21 protein-coding genes are annotated in these 18765 nt (G+C 67.4%); 9 read left to right on the forward strand and 12 right to left on the reverse strand.

All coding sequences use genetic code 11. The annotated features are described in order from the left end of the window. Position 1: 1 nt before the first annotated feature. The 3 genes from Q8S30_RS06390 to Q8S30_RS06400 all read right to left on the reverse strand — a co-directional run bounded on the left by Q8S30_RS06390 (position 2) and on the right by Q8S30_RS06400 (position 3002). Positions 2-1483: a carboxypeptidase M32 gene (locus Q8S30_RS06390; RefSeq protein WP_305665195.1), complete on the reverse strand. Its 1482-nt coding sequence runs from the start codon at positions 1481-1483 to the stop codon at positions 2-4. A 1-nt stretch (position 1484) separates the two neighbouring features. Further along, a complete protein-coding gene (ctaA, locus tag Q8S30_RS06395; protein ID WP_305665196.1) occupies positions 1485-2654 on the reverse strand; it encodes a heme A synthase in 1170 nt (389 codons plus the stop codon). A gap of 111 nt (positions 2655-2765) precedes the next feature. Continuing rightward, entirely contained in the window at positions 2766-3002 is a 237-nt protein-coding gene (locus tag Q8S30_RS06400) for a DUF1127 domain-containing protein (RefSeq protein WP_305665197.1), read from the reverse strand. Positions 3003-3097: 95 nt separating this feature from the next. Here Q8S30_RS06400 and Q8S30_RS06405 point away from each other — a divergent pair, with 95 nt between their 5' ends. Then, positions 3098-3985, forward strand: a complete 888-nt coding sequence (locus Q8S30_RS06405; protein WP_305665198.1) for a LysR substrate-binding domain-containing protein — start codon at positions 3098-3100, stop codon at positions 3983-3985. Positions 3986-4022: 37 nt separating this feature from the next. Here the strand turns inward: Q8S30_RS06405 and Q8S30_RS06410 are convergent, their stop codons facing one another. Next, positions 4023-4994, reverse strand: a complete 972-nt coding sequence (locus tag Q8S30_RS06410) for an agmatinase (protein ID WP_305665199.1) — start codon at positions 4992-4994, stop codon at positions 4023-4025. A 140-nt stretch (positions 4995-5134) separates the two neighbouring features. On the opposite strand from Q8S30_RS06410, the gene Q8S30_RS06415 reads away from it, so the two are divergent. Next, positions 5135-5293, forward strand: coding sequence for a YqaE/Pmp3 family membrane protein (locus Q8S30_RS06415; protein WP_305665200.1), 159 nt, complete (start codon positions 5135-5137; stop codon positions 5291-5293). 97 nt (positions 5294-5390) lie between these two features. Here Q8S30_RS06415 and Q8S30_RS06420 read toward each other — a convergent pair whose 3' ends face one another. The 5 genes from Q8S30_RS06420 to pip all read right to left on the reverse strand — a co-directional run bounded on the left by Q8S30_RS06420 (position 5391) and on the right by pip (position 8799). Beyond that, positions 5391-5990: an HNH endonuclease gene (locus tag Q8S30_RS06420; protein WP_305665201.1), complete on the reverse strand. Its 600-nt coding sequence runs from the start codon at positions 5988-5990 to the stop codon at positions 5391-5393. A 275-nt stretch (positions 5991-6265) separates the two neighbouring features. Continuing rightward, a complete protein-coding gene (locus Q8S30_RS06425) occupies positions 6266-6391 on the reverse strand; it encodes a hypothetical protein (RefSeq protein ID WP_305665202.1) in 126 nt (41 codons plus the stop codon). A 62-nt stretch (positions 6392-6453) separates the two neighbouring features. Beyond that, positions 6454-7116: an alpha/beta hydrolase gene (locus Q8S30_RS06430; RefSeq protein ID WP_305665203.1), complete on the reverse strand. Its 663-nt coding sequence runs from the start codon at positions 7114-7116 to the stop codon at positions 6454-6456. Then, entirely contained in the window at positions 7113-7736 is a 624-nt protein-coding gene (locus tag Q8S30_RS06435) for a DNA-3-methyladenine glycosylase (RefSeq protein ID WP_305665677.1), read from the reverse strand. The genes Q8S30_RS06430 and Q8S30_RS06435 overlap by 4 nt, the downstream gene beginning before the upstream one ends. 103 nt (positions 7737-7839) lie before the next feature. After that, entirely contained in the window at positions 7840-8799 is a 960-nt protein-coding gene (gene pip / locus Q8S30_RS06440) for a prolyl aminopeptidase (RefSeq protein ID WP_305665204.1), read from the reverse strand. Between the two features lie 200 nt (positions 8800-8999). Here pip and Q8S30_RS06445 point away from each other — a divergent pair, with 200 nt between their 5' ends. Beyond that, the gene (locus Q8S30_RS06445) at positions 9000-10193 is read left to right on the forward strand and encodes an MFS transporter (RefSeq protein ID WP_305665678.1); all 1194 of its coding nucleotides are present in this window, start codon (positions 9000-9002) and stop codon (positions 10191-10193) included. Here Q8S30_RS06445 and Q8S30_RS06450 read toward each other — a convergent pair. Next, the gene (locus Q8S30_RS06450) at positions 10190-11629 is read right to left on the reverse strand and encodes a sensor histidine kinase (RefSeq protein WP_305665205.1); all 1440 of its coding nucleotides are present in this window, start codon (positions 11627-11629) and stop codon (positions 10190-10192) included. The two genes, Q8S30_RS06445 and Q8S30_RS06450, sit on opposite strands and share 4 nt — an antisense overlap. Beyond that, the gene (locus Q8S30_RS06455) at positions 11626-12300 is read right to left on the reverse strand and encodes a response regulator transcription factor (RefSeq protein WP_305665206.1); all 675 of its coding nucleotides are present in this window, start codon (positions 12298-12300) and stop codon (positions 11626-11628) included. The genes Q8S30_RS06450 and Q8S30_RS06455 overlap by 4 nt, the downstream gene beginning before the upstream one ends. A 151-nt stretch (positions 12301-12451) precedes the next feature. On the opposite strand from Q8S30_RS06455, the gene Q8S30_RS06460 reads away from it, so the two are divergent. From Q8S30_RS06460 to Q8S30_RS06480, 5 genes are all read left to right on the forward strand, one after another. Further along, positions 12452-13453: an ABC transporter substrate-binding protein gene (locus Q8S30_RS06460; RefSeq protein WP_371135476.1), complete on the forward strand. Its 1002-nt coding sequence runs from the start codon at positions 12452-12454 to the stop codon at positions 13451-13453. A gap of 195 nt (positions 13454-13648) precedes the next feature. Then, positions 13649-14593 carry a Bug family tripartite tricarboxylate transporter substrate binding protein gene (locus tag Q8S30_RS06465; RefSeq protein ID WP_371135457.1) on the forward strand — a complete coding sequence of 315 codons (945 nt, stop codon included), beginning with the start codon at positions 13649-13651 and terminating at the stop codon, positions 14591-14593. Beyond that, positions 14590-15087, forward strand: a complete 498-nt coding sequence (locus Q8S30_RS06470) for a tripartite tricarboxylate transporter TctB family protein (protein WP_305665209.1) — start codon at positions 14590-14592, stop codon at positions 15085-15087. Before Q8S30_RS06465 ends, Q8S30_RS06470 begins: the two co-directional genes overlap by 4 nt. Then, positions 15084-16601, forward strand: a complete 1518-nt coding sequence (locus tag Q8S30_RS06475) for a tripartite tricarboxylate transporter permease (RefSeq protein WP_305665210.1) — start codon at positions 15084-15086, stop codon at positions 16599-16601. Before Q8S30_RS06470 ends, Q8S30_RS06475 begins: the two co-directional genes overlap by 4 nt. A gap of 186 nt (positions 16602-16787) precedes the next feature. Then, positions 16788-16970: a hypothetical protein gene (locus Q8S30_RS06480; protein WP_305665211.1), complete on the forward strand. Its 183-nt coding sequence runs from the start codon at positions 16788-16790 to the stop codon at positions 16968-16970. A gap of 12 nt (positions 16971-16982) precedes the next feature. Here Q8S30_RS06480 and Q8S30_RS06485 read toward each other — a convergent pair whose 3' ends face one another. Next, positions 16983-17498: a DinB family protein gene (locus tag Q8S30_RS06485; protein WP_305665212.1), complete on the reverse strand. Its 516-nt coding sequence runs from the start codon at positions 17496-17498 to the stop codon at positions 16983-16985. A 213-nt stretch (positions 17499-17711) separates the two neighbouring features. Here Q8S30_RS06485 and Q8S30_RS06490 point away from each other — a divergent pair, with 213 nt between their 5' ends. Further along, positions 17712-18758, forward strand: a complete 1047-nt coding sequence (locus tag Q8S30_RS06490) for an extracellular solute-binding protein (RefSeq protein WP_305665213.1) — start codon at positions 17712-17714, stop codon at positions 18756-18758. Positions 18759-18765 lie beyond the last annotated feature (7 nt).

The following is an 18765-nucleotide window of genomic DNA, read 5'->3' on the forward strand; positions in this document are numbered from 1 at the left end:
GCTACAGCCGGTAGATCGCGCCGAACTTCGCGTCGAGATAGTCGAGCAGCGGCCCTTCCGTCGGCGCAGCACCGCAGGCCCGCGTGATGACCTCACGCGGGGCCATCAGCCCGCCATGCTGCTGCACATTTTCGCGCAGCCAGCCGGTCGCCGGGGCCAGATCGCCGCGCGCCAGTTGCGCGTCGAGATCGGGCACCGCCTTGCGAAGCGCCTGCATCAGGCAACCGGCATAGACATTGCCAAGCGTATAGGTGGGGAAATAGCCGAACAGCCCCACCGACCAATGCACATCCTGCAGCAGCCCATGCGCGGGCTTGTCCACCACAACGCCGAAATCCTGCAGGAAACGGGCGTTCCACGCTTCCTCCAGATCGCCCACATCCAATGATCCGTCGATCAGCTGCCGCTCCAGATCGAAGCGCATCATCACATGCAGGTTGTAATGCACCTCATCGGCCTCGGTGCGGATGAAGCCGGGCTGCACGCGGTTGACGATGGCGTGGAAGGCCTCGGGGCTGTCCACCCCGAAATCGCCGAACTCCTGCTGCATCTGGGCGAAGATCCAAGCAGTGAAGGGGGCAGAGCGGCCAAGCTGGTTCTCATAGATCCGGCTCTGGCTTTCATGCACGCCCATCGACACGCCCTGCCCCAGCGGCGTCAGCGCATATTGCGGCGCGATGCCCTGTTCATAGCAGGCATGGCCGACCTCATGGATGGTGGAATAGAGGCAGTTGAAGGGATCGGTCTCCACCACCCGCGTCGTGATCCGCACGTCGGAGCCGGAGCCGGAGCTGAACGGATGCACGGCAAGGTCCAGCCGGCCGCGGGTGAAGTCATAGCCGAAGGCCTCGGCCATCTTGCGGGCGAGGCGCAGCTGGCTGTCCTGCGGGAACTCGCCACGCAGCGGATCGGGGATCTTGCCCGACCCCAGAACCGCATTGCGCAGGGCGACCAGACGCGGGCGCATCCGGTCGAAGATTGCGGCGATATCGGCCGCGCGGGTCTCGGGCTCGTAATCCTCCAGCAGCGCGTCATAGGCAGTGGTGGCATCGGTGCCCTCGCACAAAGCCTCTGCCTGTTCGCGCTTCAGCTTCACCACCTGCCGAAGGGTTGGCAGGAAGTGCTGCACATCGCCCCGCGCCCGCGCCTCGGCCCAGGTGCCCTGCGCCAGGCTGGTGGTGCGCGCGAGTTCGGCCGCCAGCCGCGCTGGCACGCATTGGCTGCGCTGGTAGCTGCGGGCGATCAGCGCCAGCATCCGCGCCCCCTCGGCATCCGCGGGTTCGGACTTCGCCAGCCACTCGCCGATCCGCGGATCGGTGCGGCGGGCGTGCAGAACACCCTCCAGCGCCCCCATCTCATCGGCGCGCTGCCCGGCGGCGCCGCGCGGCATCACCGTCTCCTGATCCCATCCCAGCCGGCCCATCACCTGCGACAGGGCCTCGGTGTCTCTCTGATGCGCGATCAGCTCGGGGAATGCGGTCATCTCAGCCTCGCAGCGATTGAACGGTGGGGTATTGCGCCGCATGGCGCAGGCGCAGGATCAGCACGAACAGGACCACGGCGCCAAGCTGATGCGCAAGGCCCAGGGCGAGCGGCGCGGCGTGCAGCACGGTGACAATGCCAAGCGCGACCTGAACTGCCATCATTATCAGCATCATGGTGGCGGCAGAGCGGGTCGCGGCATGGACCGACTTGCGCCCGCGCAGGAAGACCACCACGGCGAAGGCCGCCAGCAGATAGCCCGCCATGCGGTGGATGAACTGCACGAGGCCCGGGTTCTCGAAGAACGCCCGCCAGACCGGGGCGCTGCCGCCCTGCCCGTCCGGCACATAGAAGGCATCGGCGGGGAAGAAACTGCCATTCATCAAGGGCCATGTCGGAAAGCTGCGCCCGGCATCGATGCCGGCGACCAGCGCCCCCAGCAGGATCTGCAGGAAGGCGAAATGCATGAGGCCGGTGGACATGGAGAACAGCTTGCCCTCGCGCACCCGCCGCGCCTGCAGCAGCGCGGCGGGGCTGCGCGCCAGCGTCATGTAATACCAGGCGATCAGGCCAAGGATCACGAAGGCAATCCCCAGATGCGTCGCCAGCCGGTAGGAGGCGACGGTGACCTGCCCCTCCTCCAGCCCCGAGGAGACCATCCACCAGCCGATGGCCCCCTGCAGCCCGCCAAGCGCGCCGAGCGCCAGCAGCCGCATGGTCCAGCCCGCAGGCATCCTGCGCGCCGCCAGCAGCCCGAAGAAGCCCACCGCCCAGACCAGGCCGACCACGCGCCCCAGCTGCCGGTGGCCCCATTCCCACCAGAAGATCGGCTTGAACTCCGCCAGCGTCATCTGGTGGTTCATCAGCGCGAATTGCGGGCTCTGGCGGTATTTCTCATATTCCACCAGCCAGTCCGCCTCGGACAGCGGCGGGATCGCCCCGGTGACCGGCTTCCATTCGGTGATCGACAGGCCCGAGTCGGTCAGCCGCGTCAGCCCGCCGACCGCAATCATCGCCACGACCAGCGCAAACAGCAGCGCCAGCCAGATCTGCACCGCGCGGCGGGTGCCGGCGCCAGAGCTGCCCGAGGGCCCGTCGATCATCCCGCCCTGCGGCGCGGCGGGTTTCGCCCCCGCCGCCACATCCTCAAACAGCTTGCGTTGCCCAGCCATGCGCGCCTCCGGTTTCGGGGCGGACAGTAGGTCGCGGTGGGGGGGGCTTCAAGGGGGCGGGTTCGTGGGGAGTGAGAGCGCCCGCCCGGCACGCGAAGCGGGCGCCCCGGTTCAGCTTGTCCAGAAAGGCTTCTTCGCTTCGATCTGCGCCGCCTCGCGGGTCCATCCTGCGTCCTGCAGCACACTGTCGGGGCCAGGCAGCAGCTCCTGGACAAGGGCCTTGCGCAGAGCAGCACGTTCCCTCCAGACTCGGAAAAGCGATCTGGGAGATAGCTTGTCCGTTGGCATGACGGCGCGATCCCCCGATGCCAAACCCATGAGGTACGGAAATTCAATCACATTGGTCATGGCAGACTCCATTGTTCCCTGGTAGATTAGTATCAATGCGGGGAGCCAATAAAAATTGACTAGTTCTCCGGTCCCTGTGAGCAGATGGAACACAGATGCGCCGCCTTCCTCCGCTGTCCGCCTTGCCTGCCTTTGAAGCGGCTGCGCGCCTGGGATCGGTGACAGCCGCCGGCGCGGAACTGGGGCGAACGCATGGCGCCATCAGCAAACAGATTGCTCACTTGTCCGAAGATCTGGGTGGCGGCTTGTTCGAGAAGGCAGGAAACGGGCTAAGGCTCACGCCGCGGGGGGAGCGCCTGAGAAATGCCTCCACTGCGATGCTTGACGATCTGTCAGCTCTCGCCCAGGTGCTGCGGGCGGAGCAGGACGAACGTCACCTTGATATCCTCACCAGTGCGACTTTCGCCACGCGGTGGTTGATTCCGCGGCTGCCGCGTTTCTACATGCGCTGTCCCGACGTCGATATCCGGCTGAGGATGTCCGGACCGCAGCGGGTGCCCGATCATGATTTCGACGTCATGGTCAGCTATGACCGGCTTCGGTGGCCTGGCGCAGACATGGATGGCCAGATCATAGGGGATACCTCATATGGCGTGGTCTGCGCCCCGGGCTACCCTCTGCAGCAGGTGGGACGTCGGTGGAGCGCGCCGGTCGCCTTTGTGCAGGCCGGTACTCCGCAGAGTTGGCAGGAGTGGATGAGGCTGGCTGACGTCGAGTTTCGCGCCGAGCAGGAGGTGGAACATGCACACCATCTTCTGGCCCTTGAGGCTGCGGCAGCAGGGTTGGGCGTTGCGCTGGCAGAACGACGCCTGGTCGATCAGGACCTGGCGACAGGACGACTGGTTGCGCCTTCGGGTTTCATGACCGTGCCAGGCGGGCTTCTGGTGACGGTAACGCCGAGAGCCTCCCTGCGGCGCGCAGTGACAACCCTGATCGCCTGGCTCCGCGATGAGGCGCTGCACACGCAAGAAGCGCCCACCTAGGGCTCCGGGCAGACTGGCAGGACCAGACCCGCCCCCCTCACCCCGCCTTCGCCTCCACCATCAGGCACAGCAGCTCGAACATCAGGCTCGCCCCCAGCCAGGCGGTATTCCCGGCGGCATCGAAGGGCGGCGAGACCTCGACCAGATCGGCCGCCACGATGTTCACGCCGCGCAGCGCCCGCAGCACCTCGATCGCTTCGCGCGCGATCGGCCCGCCCCATTCCGGCGTGCCGGTGCCGGGCGCGACCGAGGGGTCCACGAAGTCGATATCGTAGGACAGGTAGGTCTCCCCCTCCCCCGCAATCTCCCGCGCCTCGGCCATCACATCGGGGATGCCGCGCGCGAACAGCTCCTCGGCGCGCACGATGCGGATGCCATGCGCCCTGGCAAAATCCACATCCGCATTGTCATAGGTGGTGCCGCGGATGCCGATCTGGATCATCCGCGCAGGGTCCAGCAGCCCCTCCTCCACCGCCACGCGGAACGGGTTGCCATGGGTCAGTACCTTGCCGCCGAAATAGACCGGGTAAAGGTCGGTATGGCTGTCGAAATGGATCAGCCCCAGGGGAGCCTTCCCCTTCACCAACCCCCGCAGCACCGGCAGCGTGCAGAGGTGATCGCCCCCCGCCGTCAGCGGGCGGATGCCCCGTGCGGCGATGCCGGCATAGAAGGCCTCGAACCGCTCCAGCGTGTCCATCACATCCACCGGGTTCGGGCCCACATCGCCCAGATCGGCGCAGGCAACGGCGTCGAAAGGCCGCACCCCGGTCGCGCCATTCTGGGCGCGCAGCATGGTCGAGGCGTCGCGCAGCGCCCGCGGCCCGTGCCGCGCGCCGGGCCGGTTCGACACCGCGCCGTCAAAGGGCAGCCCGACGATGCCGATCTCGACCTCCGCCAGCCGCGGATGGTCCGGGCCCACATGGGGCAGCCGCATGAAGGTCGCCACCCCCGCAAAGCGCGGCAGGTCCATGCCGGAAACGGGGCGGAAGAACGGATCGGTCTGGGTCATCGGGGCCTCTGCGCTTGCCGGGCCGCCTGCCGGCCCCGCCCGATGCTGGCAGCACGCCCGGACCCGCGCAACCCCTCGGAACCATCCCGCTGCCGCCCGCGTTCCTTCGGCCCAGACCCAGACGCCGGAGCGCTTAGTAAATGGATCTTCTTCGTATCTTGATCGCCATCCTGCTGCCGCCGCTTGGCGTCTTCCTGCAGGTCGGTTTCCGCGGCGCCTTCTGGCTCAACATCCTGCTGACGCTGCTGGGTTATTTCCCCGGCATCATCCACGCCGTCTGGATCATCGCGCGGCGCTGACGGCTCGCGCTTTTTACCCCTTTGCCTTTGACAAATATCCTCGGGGGGTGAATTGGCGCAAGGCGCCAAGAGGGGGCAGACAGCCCCCTTCGTGCCGTCACGCCTCCAGTTCGGCATCCCAATAGAGGAAGTCGATCCAGCTATCGTGCAGGTAGTTCGGCGGAAACCGCCGCCCGGTATTGCGCATCTCTTCCGCTGAAGGCTGGTGCGGGGGCTTGCGCAGCTGCATCCCCGCCTGGCGCAGCAGCTTGTTGGCCTTCTTCAGGTTGCAGGGCGAACAGGCGGCGACCACATTTTCCCAACTGGTGATGCCGCCGCGCGAGCGAGGCAGCACATGGTCGAAGGTCAGATCGCCGCGGCTACCGCAGTATTGGCAGCAAAACTCGTCCCGCAGAAAAAGATTGAAGCGCGTGAAAGCCACGCGCTTCTGGGGTTTGACGTAATCCTTGAGCACGACCACCGAGGGTATCCGGAACTCGGCCCTCTGGCTGCGCACCACCTCGTCATATTGCGCGAGGATTTCGACGCGGTCGAGGAACACCGCCTTGATCGCCTCCTGCCAGGGCCAGAGCGACAGCGGGTAGTAGGAAAGCGGCCGGTAATCGGCGTTCAGCACCAGCGCCGGATAATGCTTCAACGACGCCGGTTCGCGTACGAAACTGGTCCTGAAGTCCGCGTCTTCGCTGTGGTCAAGCATGGTGACTCCGTCCTTGCCCTCACTGCCCGGTCCGGCACCAGAGCGGGAACCCGCCCCGGAATGATTCGACTATATCTGGCGTGTTCCGCCTGACAAGCCCCGTGATCTGGAATGGTGCCGTCGCAGCATCGGGTACCCTAGGAACGTGACAGGCGAATGACGGGGTGCCCGGCGGGCAGTCACCAAGGCGTGCGGCTCCCTGCGGGCAATAAAAAACGGCGCTCCCACGGGGGGCGCCGTTGCCTCTCGCATTCCGTTTTCGCCGAGAGGTCGCCTCAGCGGTTTCGGCGGGTCGCCGTCACGCGCACGGGCTGCATCTTGCGGCGCGGCATCTGAAGGAAGGCGACAAGGACAGCGCCTTGAACGGCCAGGGCAAGGGCGGCGATCACGGCATAGTCCATTTTCAATCCTCCAGTATCTGTTGATCCCAATGTAACCCCTCTGCGACGGGGTTCAAGGGCGATCAGGCGCCAAGACGGTCCTTGAGGAAAGAAAGCGCCACCGACAGGCCGTCCGGCGCAATTCCATGTCCGGTGCCCTTCATCACATGGCCGTAAACCTCGAACCCCGCGACCACCAGCGCGTCGCCGGCCAGCTCCATGTCGCGGAACGGCACCATCTCATCGGCATCGCCATGCAGCAGCAGCACCGGGGGTTTCGACACCGCCTCCGCCGCCAGCAGTTCGGGCTTCAACAGCCGGCCGGAAAAGCCGACCAGCGCCGCAATCGGCTCCGCCCGCCGCGGTGCCACCTGCAGCGCCATCATCGTGCCCTGCGAGAAGCCGACGAGCGCCAGTTGCGAGGGCAGCAGCCCTTCCGACGCCAGTTGCGCATCGAGGAAAGCGTTCAGATCCTCCGCCGCCCGCGCCAGCCCTTCGGTCGCCGCCGCCTCGCTGGACCCGTCCAGCCACGGGATCGGGAACCACTGCCGCCCGAAGGGATTGCCGGCGCAGGGCTCGGGCGCGTCGGGCGCCACAAACACCGTGTCCGGCAGATGCGGGGCCAAGGGATCGGCGAGGCCCAGAAGGTCGGCCCCATCGGCGCCATAGCCGTGCAGGAACACCACCATAGACCGGGCAGTGCCCGAGCGGGCGGCCTTGCGGCCAAAGTTCAGGTTGCGCGTCATCGGATCCCCTCCCGGTTTCTGGCGAGACGGTAATAGGCCCAGAGCGCCCGCGCCGCAACCGCCCGCCAGGGGGACCAGGCCTCGGCCATGGTGCGCAGTTGGCGGGCGGTGGGGCGTTCGGGTAGGTCGAACAGCAGCCGCGCCGCCTCCTGCAGCGCCAGATCGCCGGGCGCGAAGACATCGGCGCGGCCAAGGCTGAACATCGCATAGATCTCGGCCGTCCAGGGTCCGATGCCCGGCAGCGCCACCAGCCGGGCGATCACCTCGGCATCCGGGGCATCGCGCAGGGCGGCATAGTCGAGATCGGCCGCCGCGAGGGCGCGCAGGTAGCGGATCTTCTGGCGCGAGAGGCCGACGGCCCGGAGGGTTTCGTCCGTGGCAAGCACCAGCGCCGCCGGATCGGTCAGCCCCGCCGCCAGCATCCGCCCGTGGATCGCCGCGGCCGAGGCGACCGAGACCTGCTGGCTGACCACCGCATCGACCAGCGCGCCGAACCCGTCCGGCCGCCGGCGCAGCGGAAGGGGCTCTGCCAGAGCCGGCGCAAAGCGGGGCTCGATCCGCAGGAGGTGCGCGGCGCCCTCGGCAAGGTGAACTTCGGTCTCGATCAGGCCGCGGGTCATTTGGTGGGTCATCCGCGCACCCTGCCCCGGCTGGCGCGGCAAGGCCAGAGGCGCACCATTGGGAGTGCCCGAGCCGGACGGCCCCCTCAGCAACCCGACCCCGTCACTCACCGCCCCTCGCAAACCGATCCGTGGCGCGCAGCAGGCGGTCGCGGATACCGGGCTCCGTCGCCGCATGGCCCGCGCCTTCGACGATCTGCAGCCGTGAGCCCGGCCAGCGCTTGTGCAACTCCCAGGCGGTGCGCAGCGGGCATGGCATGTCATAGCGGCCATGGATGATCTCGCCGGGGATGCCCGCCAGCTTGGGCATATCGCGCAGCAGCTGCCCGGGCTCCAGCCAGCAGTCATGCAGGAAATAGTGGTTTTCCAGCCGCGCGAAGGCCAGCGCGAAATGGGCATCGCCGTATGTCGCCTCGACCTCGGGACGCGGCAGCAAGGTGATGGTCTCGCCTTCCCAGATCGCCCAGGCCCGGGCCGCCTCCAGCCGTTCGGCCTCGCTGTCCGAGGTCAGCCGCTTGCGGAAGGCGGCGATCAGGTCGTGGCGTTCGGCCTCGGGGATCGGGGCCACGAACCGCTCCCAGGCGTCGGGGAACATCTCGGACACGCCGAAGCGGTAGTACCAGTCGATCTCGGCCCGGGTCACGGTGTAGATGCCGCGCAGGATCAGGGCGCTGACCCTCTGGGGATGCGTCTGCGCATAGGCCAGCGCCAGCGTCGAACCCCAGGACCCGCCGAAGACAAGCCATTTGTCGCAGCCCACAAGCGCCCGCAGCCGCTCGATATCCGCCACAAGATGCCAGGTGGTATTGGCCTCCAGCGAGGCATGCGGCGTGGACCGGCCACAGCCGCGCTGATCGAACAGCAAGAGGTCATAGCGCGCGGGGTCGAAGAACCGGCGATAGTCGGGATTGATCCCGCCCCCCGGCCCGCCATGCAAGAACACCGCAGGCCGCGCGCCGGGGGTGCCGACGCGTTCATAGAAGATCCGGTGCCCGTCGCCCGTGTCCAGAAACCCGGTCTCGTAGGGTTCGGTTTCCGGGTAGAGCTCTTGCAGTGCGGTCATGGCATCCGTTCCTTTGTCAGGGGAGGCCATCTTCGCATTGGCAAGGGGAAAGGCAATGGCAGCTTCCGCGCCAAACGGAGGCCCTTCCCCCCGCCCGGCGCACCCGCTACGCATTCCGCATGTCAGATCTGTCCTCCCCCGATTCCGCCGCCGTGCCGGGCGAAGCCCTGCCCCCTGGTGCCCCGACGCCCGAGGCCTCGATGGGCCGCGCCAGGCGCAATGTGTGGGTGCTGGTCGCGGCGCAGGCGATCCTTGGCGCGCAGATGTCGATGATCTTCACCGTCGGCGGGCTGGCGGGGCAGTCGCTGGCCCCGAACCCGTGCTTCGCCACGCTGCCGCTGTCGCTGATCATCCTCGGCTCGGTGCTCTCCTCCACCCGGCTGTCGCGGTTCATGCAGCATTACGGACGACGCGCGGGCTTCACGCTGGCCACCGGATCGGGTGCGCTTGGGGCGGCGATCTCGGCGGCGGCGCTCTGGTATGGATCCTTCGGGCTCTTCATGTTCGGCGCGCTCTTCACCGGCGTCTACATGAGCGCGCAGGGCTTCTACCGCTTCGCCGCGACCGACACGGCACCGCCGGAATTTCAGGCCAAGGCGATCTCCTATGTGATGGCGGGCGGGCTTGCCGCGGCGATCATCGGGCCGCAGCTGGTCAAGGTCACCTCGCAGGCAATGGTGGTGCCGTTCTTCGCCACCTACCTCGCGGTGATCGTGCTGAACCTGACCGGGCCGCTGCTGTTCTCCTTCCTCGACATCCCGCGCACCCCGCTTGCGCCCAAGGGCAGCGTCGCGGCGGGGCGGCCGCTGAAGGTGCTGCTGCGCCAGCCGGTGATCATCGTGGCGATGATCTGCGCCACCGTGTCCTATGCGCTGATGAACCTCGTCATGACCTCGACCCCGCTGGCGGTGGTCGGCTGCGGCTTCACCGAGGGCCATGCCGCCGATATCGTCGGCGCGCATGTGCTGGCGATGTATCTGCCCTCGTTCTTCACCGGCCATCTGATCGCGCGCTTCGGCAAGGAAGTGATCGTTGGCCTTGGCCTCGTGATCCTCGCCGCCTCGGGCCTCGTCGCGCTGTCGGGGGTGGAGCTGGAGCAGTTCTTTGTCGCGCTGATGCTGCTGGGGGTGGGCTGGAACTTCGGCTTCATCGGGTCCACCGCGATGCTCGCCTCGGCGCACAAGCCCGAGGAACGCGGCACGCTTCAAGGCGTCAACGATTTCGTGGTGTTCGGGGGCGTGTTCATGGCCTCGCTGTCCTCGGGCGGGCTGATGAACTGCTCGGGCGGCACGGTCGAGGCCGGGTGGCAGGCGGTGAACCTGGCGATGGTGCCGTTCCTGGTGGCGGCGGGCGGCGCGCTGATCTGGCTGATGCTGCGCCCGCGCGAGGTCTAAGGGCGCTCGGCGGGCGGAAACGCCACCCGCACGACCAACCCGCGATGCCCGGCGCGGTCCTTCACCCCGTCCGGCGTGGCGGCATCCTCGAGGCTCAGCCGCCCCCCGAACAGCGTGGCGATCTCCTCGACAATGGCGAGGCCGAGGCCCGTCCCGGCCGGGTGATCCCCGTCTTCCGCACCGCGCACGAAGCGGCCGCGCAGCGCCTCGCGGCGGGCGGGGGTGATGCCGGGGCCGTCATCCTCCACCGCCAGCACGGCGCCGCCCTCGGGGGTTGCAAACACCCGCACCGTCACCTCGGCCCCGCGCCCGGCATAGGTCAGCGCGTTGTCCAGAAGGTTGCGCAGCAACTCCCCCAGCAGCACCGGCTCGGCCCGCACCGGCACCAGCCCCTCGCCGGCAAAGCCAAGGTCGATCCCTGCCTCGGCCGCCGCAGGCACCTTCTCGGCCGTCAAATCGCGGGCCAGCGCGACCAGATCCAGCGGCGCATCGGGCAAGGGCGCGCCCCCCGCGACATCGACCCGCGCCAGCAGCAGCAGCTGCGCGAGGATCCGCTCCGCCTCGGCCAAGGCCGCATCCCCCGCCTGCGCGGCCGCCCGCGCGGCCGGCAGATCGCCCGCCCGCACCGCCAGCGCCAGCTGGGTGCGCACCACCGCCAGCGGCGTGCGCAGCTGGTGGCTGGCATTGCCGGTAAAGCTGCGCATCGCGCGCAGCGCCGTTTCCAGCCGCAGCATGAAGCTGTTCACCGTATCGACCAGCCCCCGCACCTCGTTCGGGGCCGCCTGTTCGATGGGCCGCAGGTCATCGGGGGAGCGCAGCGCAATCGCCTCCCCGAGCCGATACAAGGGCCGCAGCGACAAGGTCACCGCCACCCAGACGATCAACGCCGCCCCGCCAATCATCCCCGCCAACCGCAGGGCAGACCGCAGCAGGATCGTGCCGGTCAGTTCCCGCCGCGCCGCGATGGTTTCCGCCACGATCACCGTGAATGGCACCGAATCGATGCCGGTGGAGGCGGCGCGGTGCAGCGAGGCGATGCGGATCGGCTCGCCCCCGAAACTGCCATCGGCAAAGACCGGGCTGTCCGAGGGGCCATCGAGGATCGGCAGCTGGTCATAGCCGGTCAGGAAGGTGCCGGGCGGGCCATCGACGCGGTAGAACACCCTGTCCTGCGCGGCAGAGGACAGCATTTCAAGCGCGGAATAGGGGATATCCACCTCCAGCCCGCCATCTTGATCCACCGTCACCCGCTCGGCAATCGCCAGGGCCGAGCCGAACAGCACCCGGTCCGACACGGTATTGGCGGTGCGCACCGCCTCGCGCCAGGTGTCCACCAGTGCCAGCACCCCCAGCACGGCCGTCGAGATCAGCAGCCATCCCAGCAGCCGCCTGCGCAGCGAATAGGCGGCGTGCCTTGGAAAATCGGGTGGCGTCATCCCTCGGCCAGCCGGTCGAGGTAATAGCCGATCCCGCGCGCGGTGCGCACCGTCAGCCCGTGCGGGGCCAGCCGCTTGCGCAGGCGGCTGACATATTGCTCGATGGCATTGCCGCTGAGGTCGTCATCGAGGCTGGTCAGCGACTGCAGGATCGCCTCCTTCGCCACCACCTTCCCGGCGCGGGTGAACAGCACCTCCAGCAGCGCCCGTTCCCGGGCGGGGATATCCAGCGCGACCCCATCCGCCAGAAAGCTGCGGCTGGTCAGGTCCAGCGTCACCGCGCCGAAGCTGACGGTCGAGGCGCGCAGGCCGGCCTGACGGCGCAGCAAGGACCGCACCCGCGCCTCCAGCTCGCCCACGTCGAAGGGTTTGACCATGTAGTCATCGGCGCCAAGGTCCAGCCCGCGGATACGCTCCTCGGCGCTGCCCCGCGCCGTCAGGATCAACACGGCGGCGCGGTTCTGGCGGTCGCGCATGGCGCGCAGCACCGACAGCCCATCCATCTGCGGCAGGTTCAGATCGAGGATCACCAGATCGAAGCTTTCCGCCGCCGCCAGCACCTCGGCCGAGGTGCCATCCTGCACCACATCCACCGCATGGCCGGTGCCGCGCAGGATCGTCGCCAGCCCTTCGGCCAGCGCGCGGTTGTCCTCGACCAGCAATATCCGCATATCTCGCCCCCTCTGCCCTGCGACCTTAGCCCCGACGCACGCGCTTGTGAACGGGCTGCCGCTGGGGCATCCTCCCGCCATGATCGCCCTTTGCCGTATCCTGTGTATTGCCCTCATCAGCACGCTGCTGGCCCCGGGCGCACGGGCCGAGATGTTCCTGTTCCCCGCACCCTCGGGCACCGCGGCGCAGGAAATCCTTGTCTATTCCTCGCTGGATGAGAGGCTGGCGGCACCCCTGATCGCCGGCTTCCAGACCCAGAACCCCGACATCGCCGTGCGCTATGAGGATCTGCTGACCGGCGAGATCCATGCCCGCATCACCGCCGAGACCGATGCAGGCCAGCGCACCGCCGATTTCGCCTTCTCCTCGGCGATGGACCTGCAGGTGAAGCTGGTCAATGACGGCTATGCCATCCCCGTCACCGCGCCTGAAACCGATGACTGGCCGGACTGGGCCAACTGGCGCGACACGGCCTATGCGATGACTTTCGAACCCGCAGTCTTCGTCTACCACAAGCCCGACTTCCAGGATGCCCCGCCACCCGCCACCCGCGCAGAGTTTCTGGACTGGATGCGCACAGGGGCGAATGTGCAGGGCCGCATCGGTACCTATGATATCGAGCGGTCAGGCGTCGGCTACCTGTTCCTCGCCCGCGATCAGGAGCATTTCCCCGATATCTGGTCGGTCGTCCGGGCAATGGGCGCGGCGGGCGTGCAGCAATTCCCGACCAGCGAGGATATCCTCGTGCGGATCTCCGATGGGCGGCTGGCGATGGGCTACAACATCCTTGGCTCCTATGCCGCCGACTGGGCCCGCGAGCACCCGGATGTCGGGCTGGTACTGCCACGCGACTATACCGTTGTCGCCTCGCGCATCGGGCTGGTGCCGCGGGCGGCGCGCAGCCCGGACCTCGGCGCGCGGATGCTGGGCTTTTTCCTGTCCCGCGCCGGGCAGACGATCCTCGCCGAGGAACTGCGCCTGCCCGCCGTCAGCCTTGAGGTGTCAGAGCGCAACAGCGCCCGCGCCATGCAGGACACGTTGGGGGGCCAGCTGCGTCCGGTGCCGGTCAGCCCCGGCCTGCTGGTCTATCTCGATCAGGCCAAGCGCGCCCGGCTGATCGCGCGTTGGAAGGCCGCCCTCGCCGGGCAATAGATTTCCCACCTCGCGCATAATTTCAGCGCCCATGTCAGCCAGATGACAGGTTCCTGTGCTGAATAGGGTGCATGGGTGCTGTGGAGGCAGCGCCCGCGCTTCGGGGAGGAGGCGCGCCATCACCATCAGGCCAGCCCCCGACCGTCACATGTTCGGTGTCCTGCGATCCGCAGGCACCCTTGGGAGGATACCGCAATGAAAAAACTCATGCTCGCAACCATTCTGGCCGGCGCCGTCGCGCTGCCCGCAATGGCCGCCGACTACACGATCATCGCCCCGGCCAACCCCGGCGGCGGCTGGGACCAGACCGCCCGCACCATGCAGGCCGTGCTGCAGGACGAGGGCATCTCGTCCTCTGTCCAGGTGCAGAACGTGCCCGGCGCCGGCGGCACCATCGGCCTTGCGCAATTCGCCAGCCAGAACGAAGGCAACGCCAATGCGCTGATCGTCGGCGGCTATGTGATGGTCGGTGCGATCCTGACCAACAACGCCCCCGTCGGCCTTGACGCGGTAACCCCGATTGCCCGCCTGACCGGCGAGTATGAGGCCATCGTGGTCCCTGCTGCCTCGCCGATCCAGACCATCGAAGAGCTGGTCGAGGCGCTGAAGGCCGATCCGGGTGCGGTCAGCTGGGCCGGCGGCTCGGCAGGCGGCACCGACCATATCGCCGTGGGCCTGCTGGCCAAGGCGGCGGGCGTCGATCCGACCAAGATCAACTACATCGCCTATTCGGGCGGCGGCGAGGCGCTGGCGGCCATTCTTGGCAGCCAGGTCACCGCGGGCATCTCCTCGCTGGGGGAATTTGTGGCCCAGATCGACTCGGGCACCCTGCGCCTGCTGGCCGTGAGCTCGGAAGAGCGGATCGAGGGCGTGGACGCGCCGACGCTGAAGGAAGTGGGCCTCGACGTGGTCCTGCAGAACTGGCGCATGGTCGCCGCAGCGCCGGGCCTGAGCGACGAGCAGAAGGCCGCGGTTTCGGCCGACATCGAGGCTATGGTGAAATCGGCCTCGTGGCAGGAACAGCTGGCGACCAAAGGCTGGGCTGATACCTACCTCGCCGGTGCCGAGTTCGATGCGCAGCTCGCTGCCGACATCACCGCCACCGAGACTGTCCTCAAGGACATCGGTCTGGTGAAATGAGCCTGAAGCAATATGAAATCCAGCGCCGCCCCGATTGGGCGGCGCTAATCATCGCCGCCGGGCTGGCTGTGTTCGGCGCGGTGATCTTGTGGGACTCTGCCCGGCTTGCCGATCTTGGCGGCTATTCCGGCGTCGGTCCTGGAACCGTGCCGCGGGTGGTGGGCATCGGCCTGATCCTGCTGGCAGTCTGGACGGTCGCCGCCGCCCTGCGCGGCGACTTCCCCGAACGCCCGCGCCAGCAACCCGCCCCGGTTCTGTGGATCATCGCGGGGCTTGCGGGCCAGCTGATCTTGCTGAAGATCGCCGGCTTTTCCATTGCCACCGGCGTTCTCTTCGCCCTCACCGCAAGGGCCTTTGGCAAGCGCAACCTGACGCTGACCCTGCCGGTCGGCATCGCAATCAGCTTCGTGGTCTGGATCGTGTTCTCGCAGCTTCTGATGCTGAACCTTCCCGCCGGCCCGCTGGAGCACCTGTTCTTCGGAGGGGCAAGATGAGCGCGTTCGATTTTCTGCTGCAGGGTCTTGCCACCGCGTCGGACCCGATGCTGCTGTTTTACGCGCTGATCGGGGTGACGCTTGGCACCGCTGTCGGCGTGCTGCCCGGCATCGGCCCGGCGCTGACCGTAGCGCTGCTGCTGCCGGTCACCTACCGGCTGGATCCGGCCGGCTCGCTGATCATGTTCGCGGGGATCTACTATGGCGGGATGTATGGCGGATCGACGACCTCGATCTTGCTGAACACTCCCGGCGAGAGCGCGAGCATCATCACCGCGCTGGAGGGCAACAAGATGGCCCGCAAGGGCCGCGGCGGCCCTGCCCTCGCCACCGCCGCCATCGGATCGTTCGTGGCGGGCCTCATCGCCACGCTGCTGCTGGCCTTCCTCGCCCCGCATGTGGTGAAGCTGGCCCTGGTTTTCGGCCCGCGTGAGTATTTCGCGCTGATGGTGCTGGCCTTCGTCACCGTGTCCTCGGCCTTCGGGGACAGCACCCTGCGCGGCCTCACTTCGCTGTTCCTCGGCTTCGGCCTCGCCTGCGTTGGCATCGACCAGCTGACCGGGCAGGCACGGATGAGCTTTGGCGTGCCCGACCTTCTGGACGGGATCGAGGTCACCACCCTTGCCGTCGCCATGTTCGCGGTGGGCGAGGCGCTGGCCATTGCCGCGCTTGGCAATACCGGCGAGGACAAGGTCCATGCCGTCAAGGGCTCGGTCTGGATGAACCGGTCGGACTGGTCGCGCTCGTGGAAGCCCTGGCTGCGCGGCACCTTCATCGGCTTTCCCATCGGCGCAATGCCGGCGGGCGGGGCCGAGATCGGCACATTCCTGTCCTATGCGACCGAGAAGAAGCTGACCAAGCACCCTGAAGAGTTCGGCCACGGCGCCATCGAAGGCGTTGCAGGGCCGGAAGCGGCGAACAACGCCAGCGCCGCGGGCACACTCGTGCCGCTGCTGACACTGGGTCTGCCGACCACCGCCACCGCGGCGATCATGCTGGCCGGCTTCCAGCAATTCGGCCTGCAACCCGGCCCGCTGCTGTTTGCGACCAACCCCGAGCTGGTCTGGGGCCTGATCGCCAGCCTGCTCATCGCCAACGCCATGCTGCTGGTGCTGAACCTGCCGATGATCGGGCTGTGGGTGAAGCTGCTGACGATCCCGAAACCCTGGCTCTACGCCGGGATCTTGCTGTTTGCCACGCTCGGCACCATCGGCGCCAACCCCTCGACCTTCGAACTGGGGATGCTGCTGGTCTTCGGCCTTGTCGGTTACGGGATGCGGGTCTTTGGCTATCCGATCGCGCCAATCGTGGTGGGCCTGATCCTCAGTCCGATGGCGGAACAACAGCTGCGCCGGGCGCTGTCGATCAGCCAGGGCGATTGGACGGTACTGCTGACCTCGCCGATTGCCGCGGTGATGCTTGGGATCGCGGCGCTGGCGCTGATCGTGCCCTTGGTGATGCGGATGCGCGGCCGCGGCGCGGTGCTCAGCCAGCTGGCGGGCGACGAGGACTGATCCCTCCCCCCCGCAGATTTCAAAGGCCCGGCACCCCTGCCGGGCCTTTTTCATGTCCGCGGCCTTGCACGCTCATATTCGCGGGCCTTGCACGGGGCGCATGGCGGACCTTCCAAGTTTCTGCGTTGCAGCGAAGCTTCTGCGCGCCCATTTATGGGTCAGACGAAAACCCGAAAGGCCAATCCAATGACCACCCTCACGATGACCCACGCCCCGCTGGCGACGCTGCGCAATGCGCTGGCGACCTTCTGTGCCGCCTTCGTCGCTGCCCGGTCCGTGTCTGCCGCGATGGAAGCCCACCGCACCCCCGACCCGGAAGCGCTGCGCACCCTCGGCATCGACCCGGCGAGCTTCCCGAAGTCCATCTGACCCGGGCGCCCTTCAGGCCCCCACAACCTCGCCCGGCGCGAAGACCAGATCGGTCGGGCCGGGCACCGCCCCTGCGGCGGTCAGCATCGCATGAACCTGCCCGCGGTGATGCGCCTGATGGTTGAACATGTGCAGCACGCACAGCGCCCGCGGGCGGTTCATCTCGCGCCCCGTCGCGCCGGAATACCAGACCAGATCGCCCGCCAGATCCTCGGGCGCCAGCGCATCGGCCCAGTCCACCATCAGCGCGTCCATCTCGCGCCGCGCCGCACATAGCCCCTCCCACTCCGCCACCAGCGAGACGCTGCCCGCGATCCCGCCCCCCGGGGCCTCGCAGCGGCCGAAGCGGCTCAGCCACATGCGGTCGGCCCAGAGGATATGGTTCAGCGTCGCGTGGATTGACCCGAAAAACGCCCCACGAGAGGCACGCCGCGCCGCATCGTCCAGCATCGAAGCCGCGCCATAGAGGTTGTCATTCTGCCACGCATTGTAGCGGGCCATCGTGCGGCATCCGTCCAAGGTGATCATCGCCGCCCCTTTGCAGTGCTGAGAGCCCGATCAGGCCACGCCCGCCGCCGCCGGTCAAGCGCCGCCCCGTTCTCACCCTGCCGCTTCCTTTGGCATCCGCCGCGTCCCGCCGCCGCAGGGCCACTCCTCTCGGACAAATCACTTGTTGAGGAAAACGCTTCGCCCTAGCCTTTGGCCAGACAACTTCCTGCACCAATTGCCGAAAGGACAGACATGACCCGCCATTCGCTGCTGCTTGCCTCTGCCGCCCTGCTCTGCGCTGCGCCCGCCTTTGCTGCCGATCCTGACCTGTTGGTCTTCGATTGGGCGGGTTTCGAGGAAGAAGGGCTCTTCGCCACCTACAAGGAAAAGCACGGCGACGCGCCCACCTATTCCTTCTATGGCGATGATGACGAGGCCTTCCAGAAGGTCGCCTCGGGCTTCAAGGCAGATGTCGCGCATCCCTGCTCGCAGATGGTCGGAAAATACCGCGATGCCGGGCTGATCGAGCCCTGGGATGTGTCCAAGATCCCAGAATTTGCCAATATCGACCCCAAGTTCCTCGACTCGCCGGTGTTCAAGGATGATGCGGGCGTGTGGTACATCCCGTCGGACTGGGGCGTCACCGCGATTGCCTATAACACCGAGGAAGTTCCGGTCGAGGACGTCGCCTCGCTGCAGGTGTTCCTCGATCCGAAATACGAAGGCCGCGTGTCGATTCCCGACAGCTCGGACGATGTCTGGGCGCTGGCCTATCTGGCAACCGGCGTCACCGACTGGACCGACATCACCGACGATCAGTTCGCTGCTGCCGCCGAATGGCTGCGCAAGGCCCATGTCAATGTGCGCAGCTACTGGGCCGATCCGGCCGAGATGAGCCAGCTTATGGCCTCGGGCGAGGTGCTGGTGGCCTGGTCGTGGAATGACGGCGTGGCCTACTTGCAGGATGACGGCTTCCCGGTCGGCTTCCAGCGCGAAACGACCGAAGGCTCCTCGACCTGGTTCTGCGGCTTCGTGAACTTCAAGGATGGCCCCGGTTCGGAAGACAAGGTCTATGACTTCGTCAACTCCTGGATGCGCCCCGAGGCCGGCCCGGCGCTGGTCGATGCCATCGGCTATGGCCATGCCAACACCACCGCGATGGATCTGGTCGATGCCGAAACGCTGACCACCGCTGGCCTGACCGAGATCAGCGCCCCGATCCTGGCGCAGACCCCGAACAGCACCGCGCAGCGCGAAAAGCAACTGGCCGAGTTCGAGAAGATCAAGGCCGGGTTCTGATCAGGCC

This window comes from Frigidibacter sp. (assembly GCF_030695035.1).
Lineage (GTDB): Bacteria > Pseudomonadota > Alphaproteobacteria > Rhodobacterales > Rhodobacteraceae > Frigidibacter.

Excerpts from the sequence above, each read along its gene's own strand:
- Q8S30_RS06410 (WP_305665199.1), bottom strand. The coding sequence starts at position 4,994 with ATGACCCAGACCGATCCGTTCTTCCGCCCCGTTTCCGGCATGGACCTG.
- Q8S30_RS06390 (WP_305665195.1), bottom strand. The coding sequence starts at position 1,483 with ATGACCGCATTCCCCGAGCTGATCGCGCATCAGAGAGACACCGAGGCC.
- Q8S30_RS06425 (WP_305665202.1), bottom strand. The coding sequence starts at position 6,391 with ATGGACTATGCCGTGATCGCCGCCCTTGCCCTGGCCGTTCAAGGCGCT.
- Q8S30_RS06455 (WP_305665206.1), bottom strand. The coding sequence starts at position 12,300 with ATGCGGATATTGCTGGTCGAGGACAACCGCGCGCTGGCCGAAGGGCTG.
- Q8S30_RS06460 (WP_371135476.1), top strand. The coding sequence starts at position 12,452 with ATGTTCCTGTTCCCCGCACCCTCGGGCACCGCGGCGCAGGAAATCCTT.
- Q8S30_RS06405 (WP_305665198.1), top strand. The coding sequence starts at position 3,098 with ATGCGCCGCCTTCCTCCGCTGTCCGCCTTGCCTGCCTTTGAAGCGGCT.
- Q8S30_RS06470 (WP_305665209.1), top strand. The coding sequence starts at position 14,590 with ATGAGCCTGAAGCAATATGAAATCCAGCGCCGCCCCGATTGGGCGGCG.
- Q8S30_RS06420 (WP_305665201.1), bottom strand. The coding sequence starts at position 5,990 with ATGCTTGACCACAGCGAAGACGCGGACTTCAGGACCAGTTTCGTACGC.
- Q8S30_RS06480 (WP_305665211.1), top strand. The coding sequence starts at position 16,788 with ATGACCACCCTCACGATGACCCACGCCCCGCTGGCGACGCTGCGCAAT.
- Q8S30_RS06475 (WP_305665210.1), top strand. The coding sequence starts at position 15,084 with ATGAGCGCGTTCGATTTTCTGCTGCAGGGTCTTGCCACCGCGTCGGAC.
- pip (WP_305665204.1), bottom strand. The coding sequence starts at position 8,799 with ATGACCGCACTGCAAGAGCTCTACCCGGAAACCGAACCCTACGAGACC.
- Q8S30_RS06485 (WP_305665212.1), bottom strand. The coding sequence starts at position 17,498 with ATGATCACCTTGGACGGATGCCGCACGATGGCCCGCTACAATGCGTGG.
- ctaA (WP_305665196.1), bottom strand. The coding sequence starts at position 2,654 with ATGGCTGGGCAACGCAAGCTGTTTGAGGATGTGGCGGCGGGGGCGAAA.
- Q8S30_RS06415 (WP_305665200.1), top strand. The coding sequence starts at position 5,135 with ATGGATCTTCTTCGTATCTTGATCGCCATCCTGCTGCCGCCGCTTGGC.
- Q8S30_RS06465 (WP_371135457.1), top strand. The coding sequence starts at position 13,649 with ATGAAAAAACTCATGCTCGCAACCATTCTGGCCGGCGCCGTCGCGCTG.
- Q8S30_RS06435 (WP_305665677.1), bottom strand. The coding sequence starts at position 7,736 with ATGACCCGCGGCCTGATCGAGACCGAAGTTCACCTTGCCGAGGGCGCC.
- Q8S30_RS06400 (WP_305665197.1), bottom strand. The coding sequence starts at position 3,002 with ATGACCAATGTGATTGAATTTCCGTACCTCATGGGTTTGGCATCGGGG.
- Q8S30_RS06445 (WP_305665678.1), top strand. The coding sequence starts at position 9,000 with ATGGGCCGCGCCAGGCGCAATGTGTGGGTGCTGGTCGCGGCGCAGGCG.
- Q8S30_RS06450 (WP_305665205.1), bottom strand. The coding sequence starts at position 11,629 with ATGACGCCACCCGATTTTCCAAGGCACGCCGCCTATTCGCTGCGCAGG.
- Q8S30_RS06430 (WP_305665203.1), bottom strand. The coding sequence starts at position 7,116 with ATGACGCGCAACCTGAACTTTGGCCGCAAGGCCGCCCGCTCGGGCACT.
- Q8S30_RS06490 (WP_305665213.1), top strand. The coding sequence starts at position 17,712 with ATGACCCGCCATTCGCTGCTGCTTGCCTCTGCCGCCCTGCTCTGCGCT.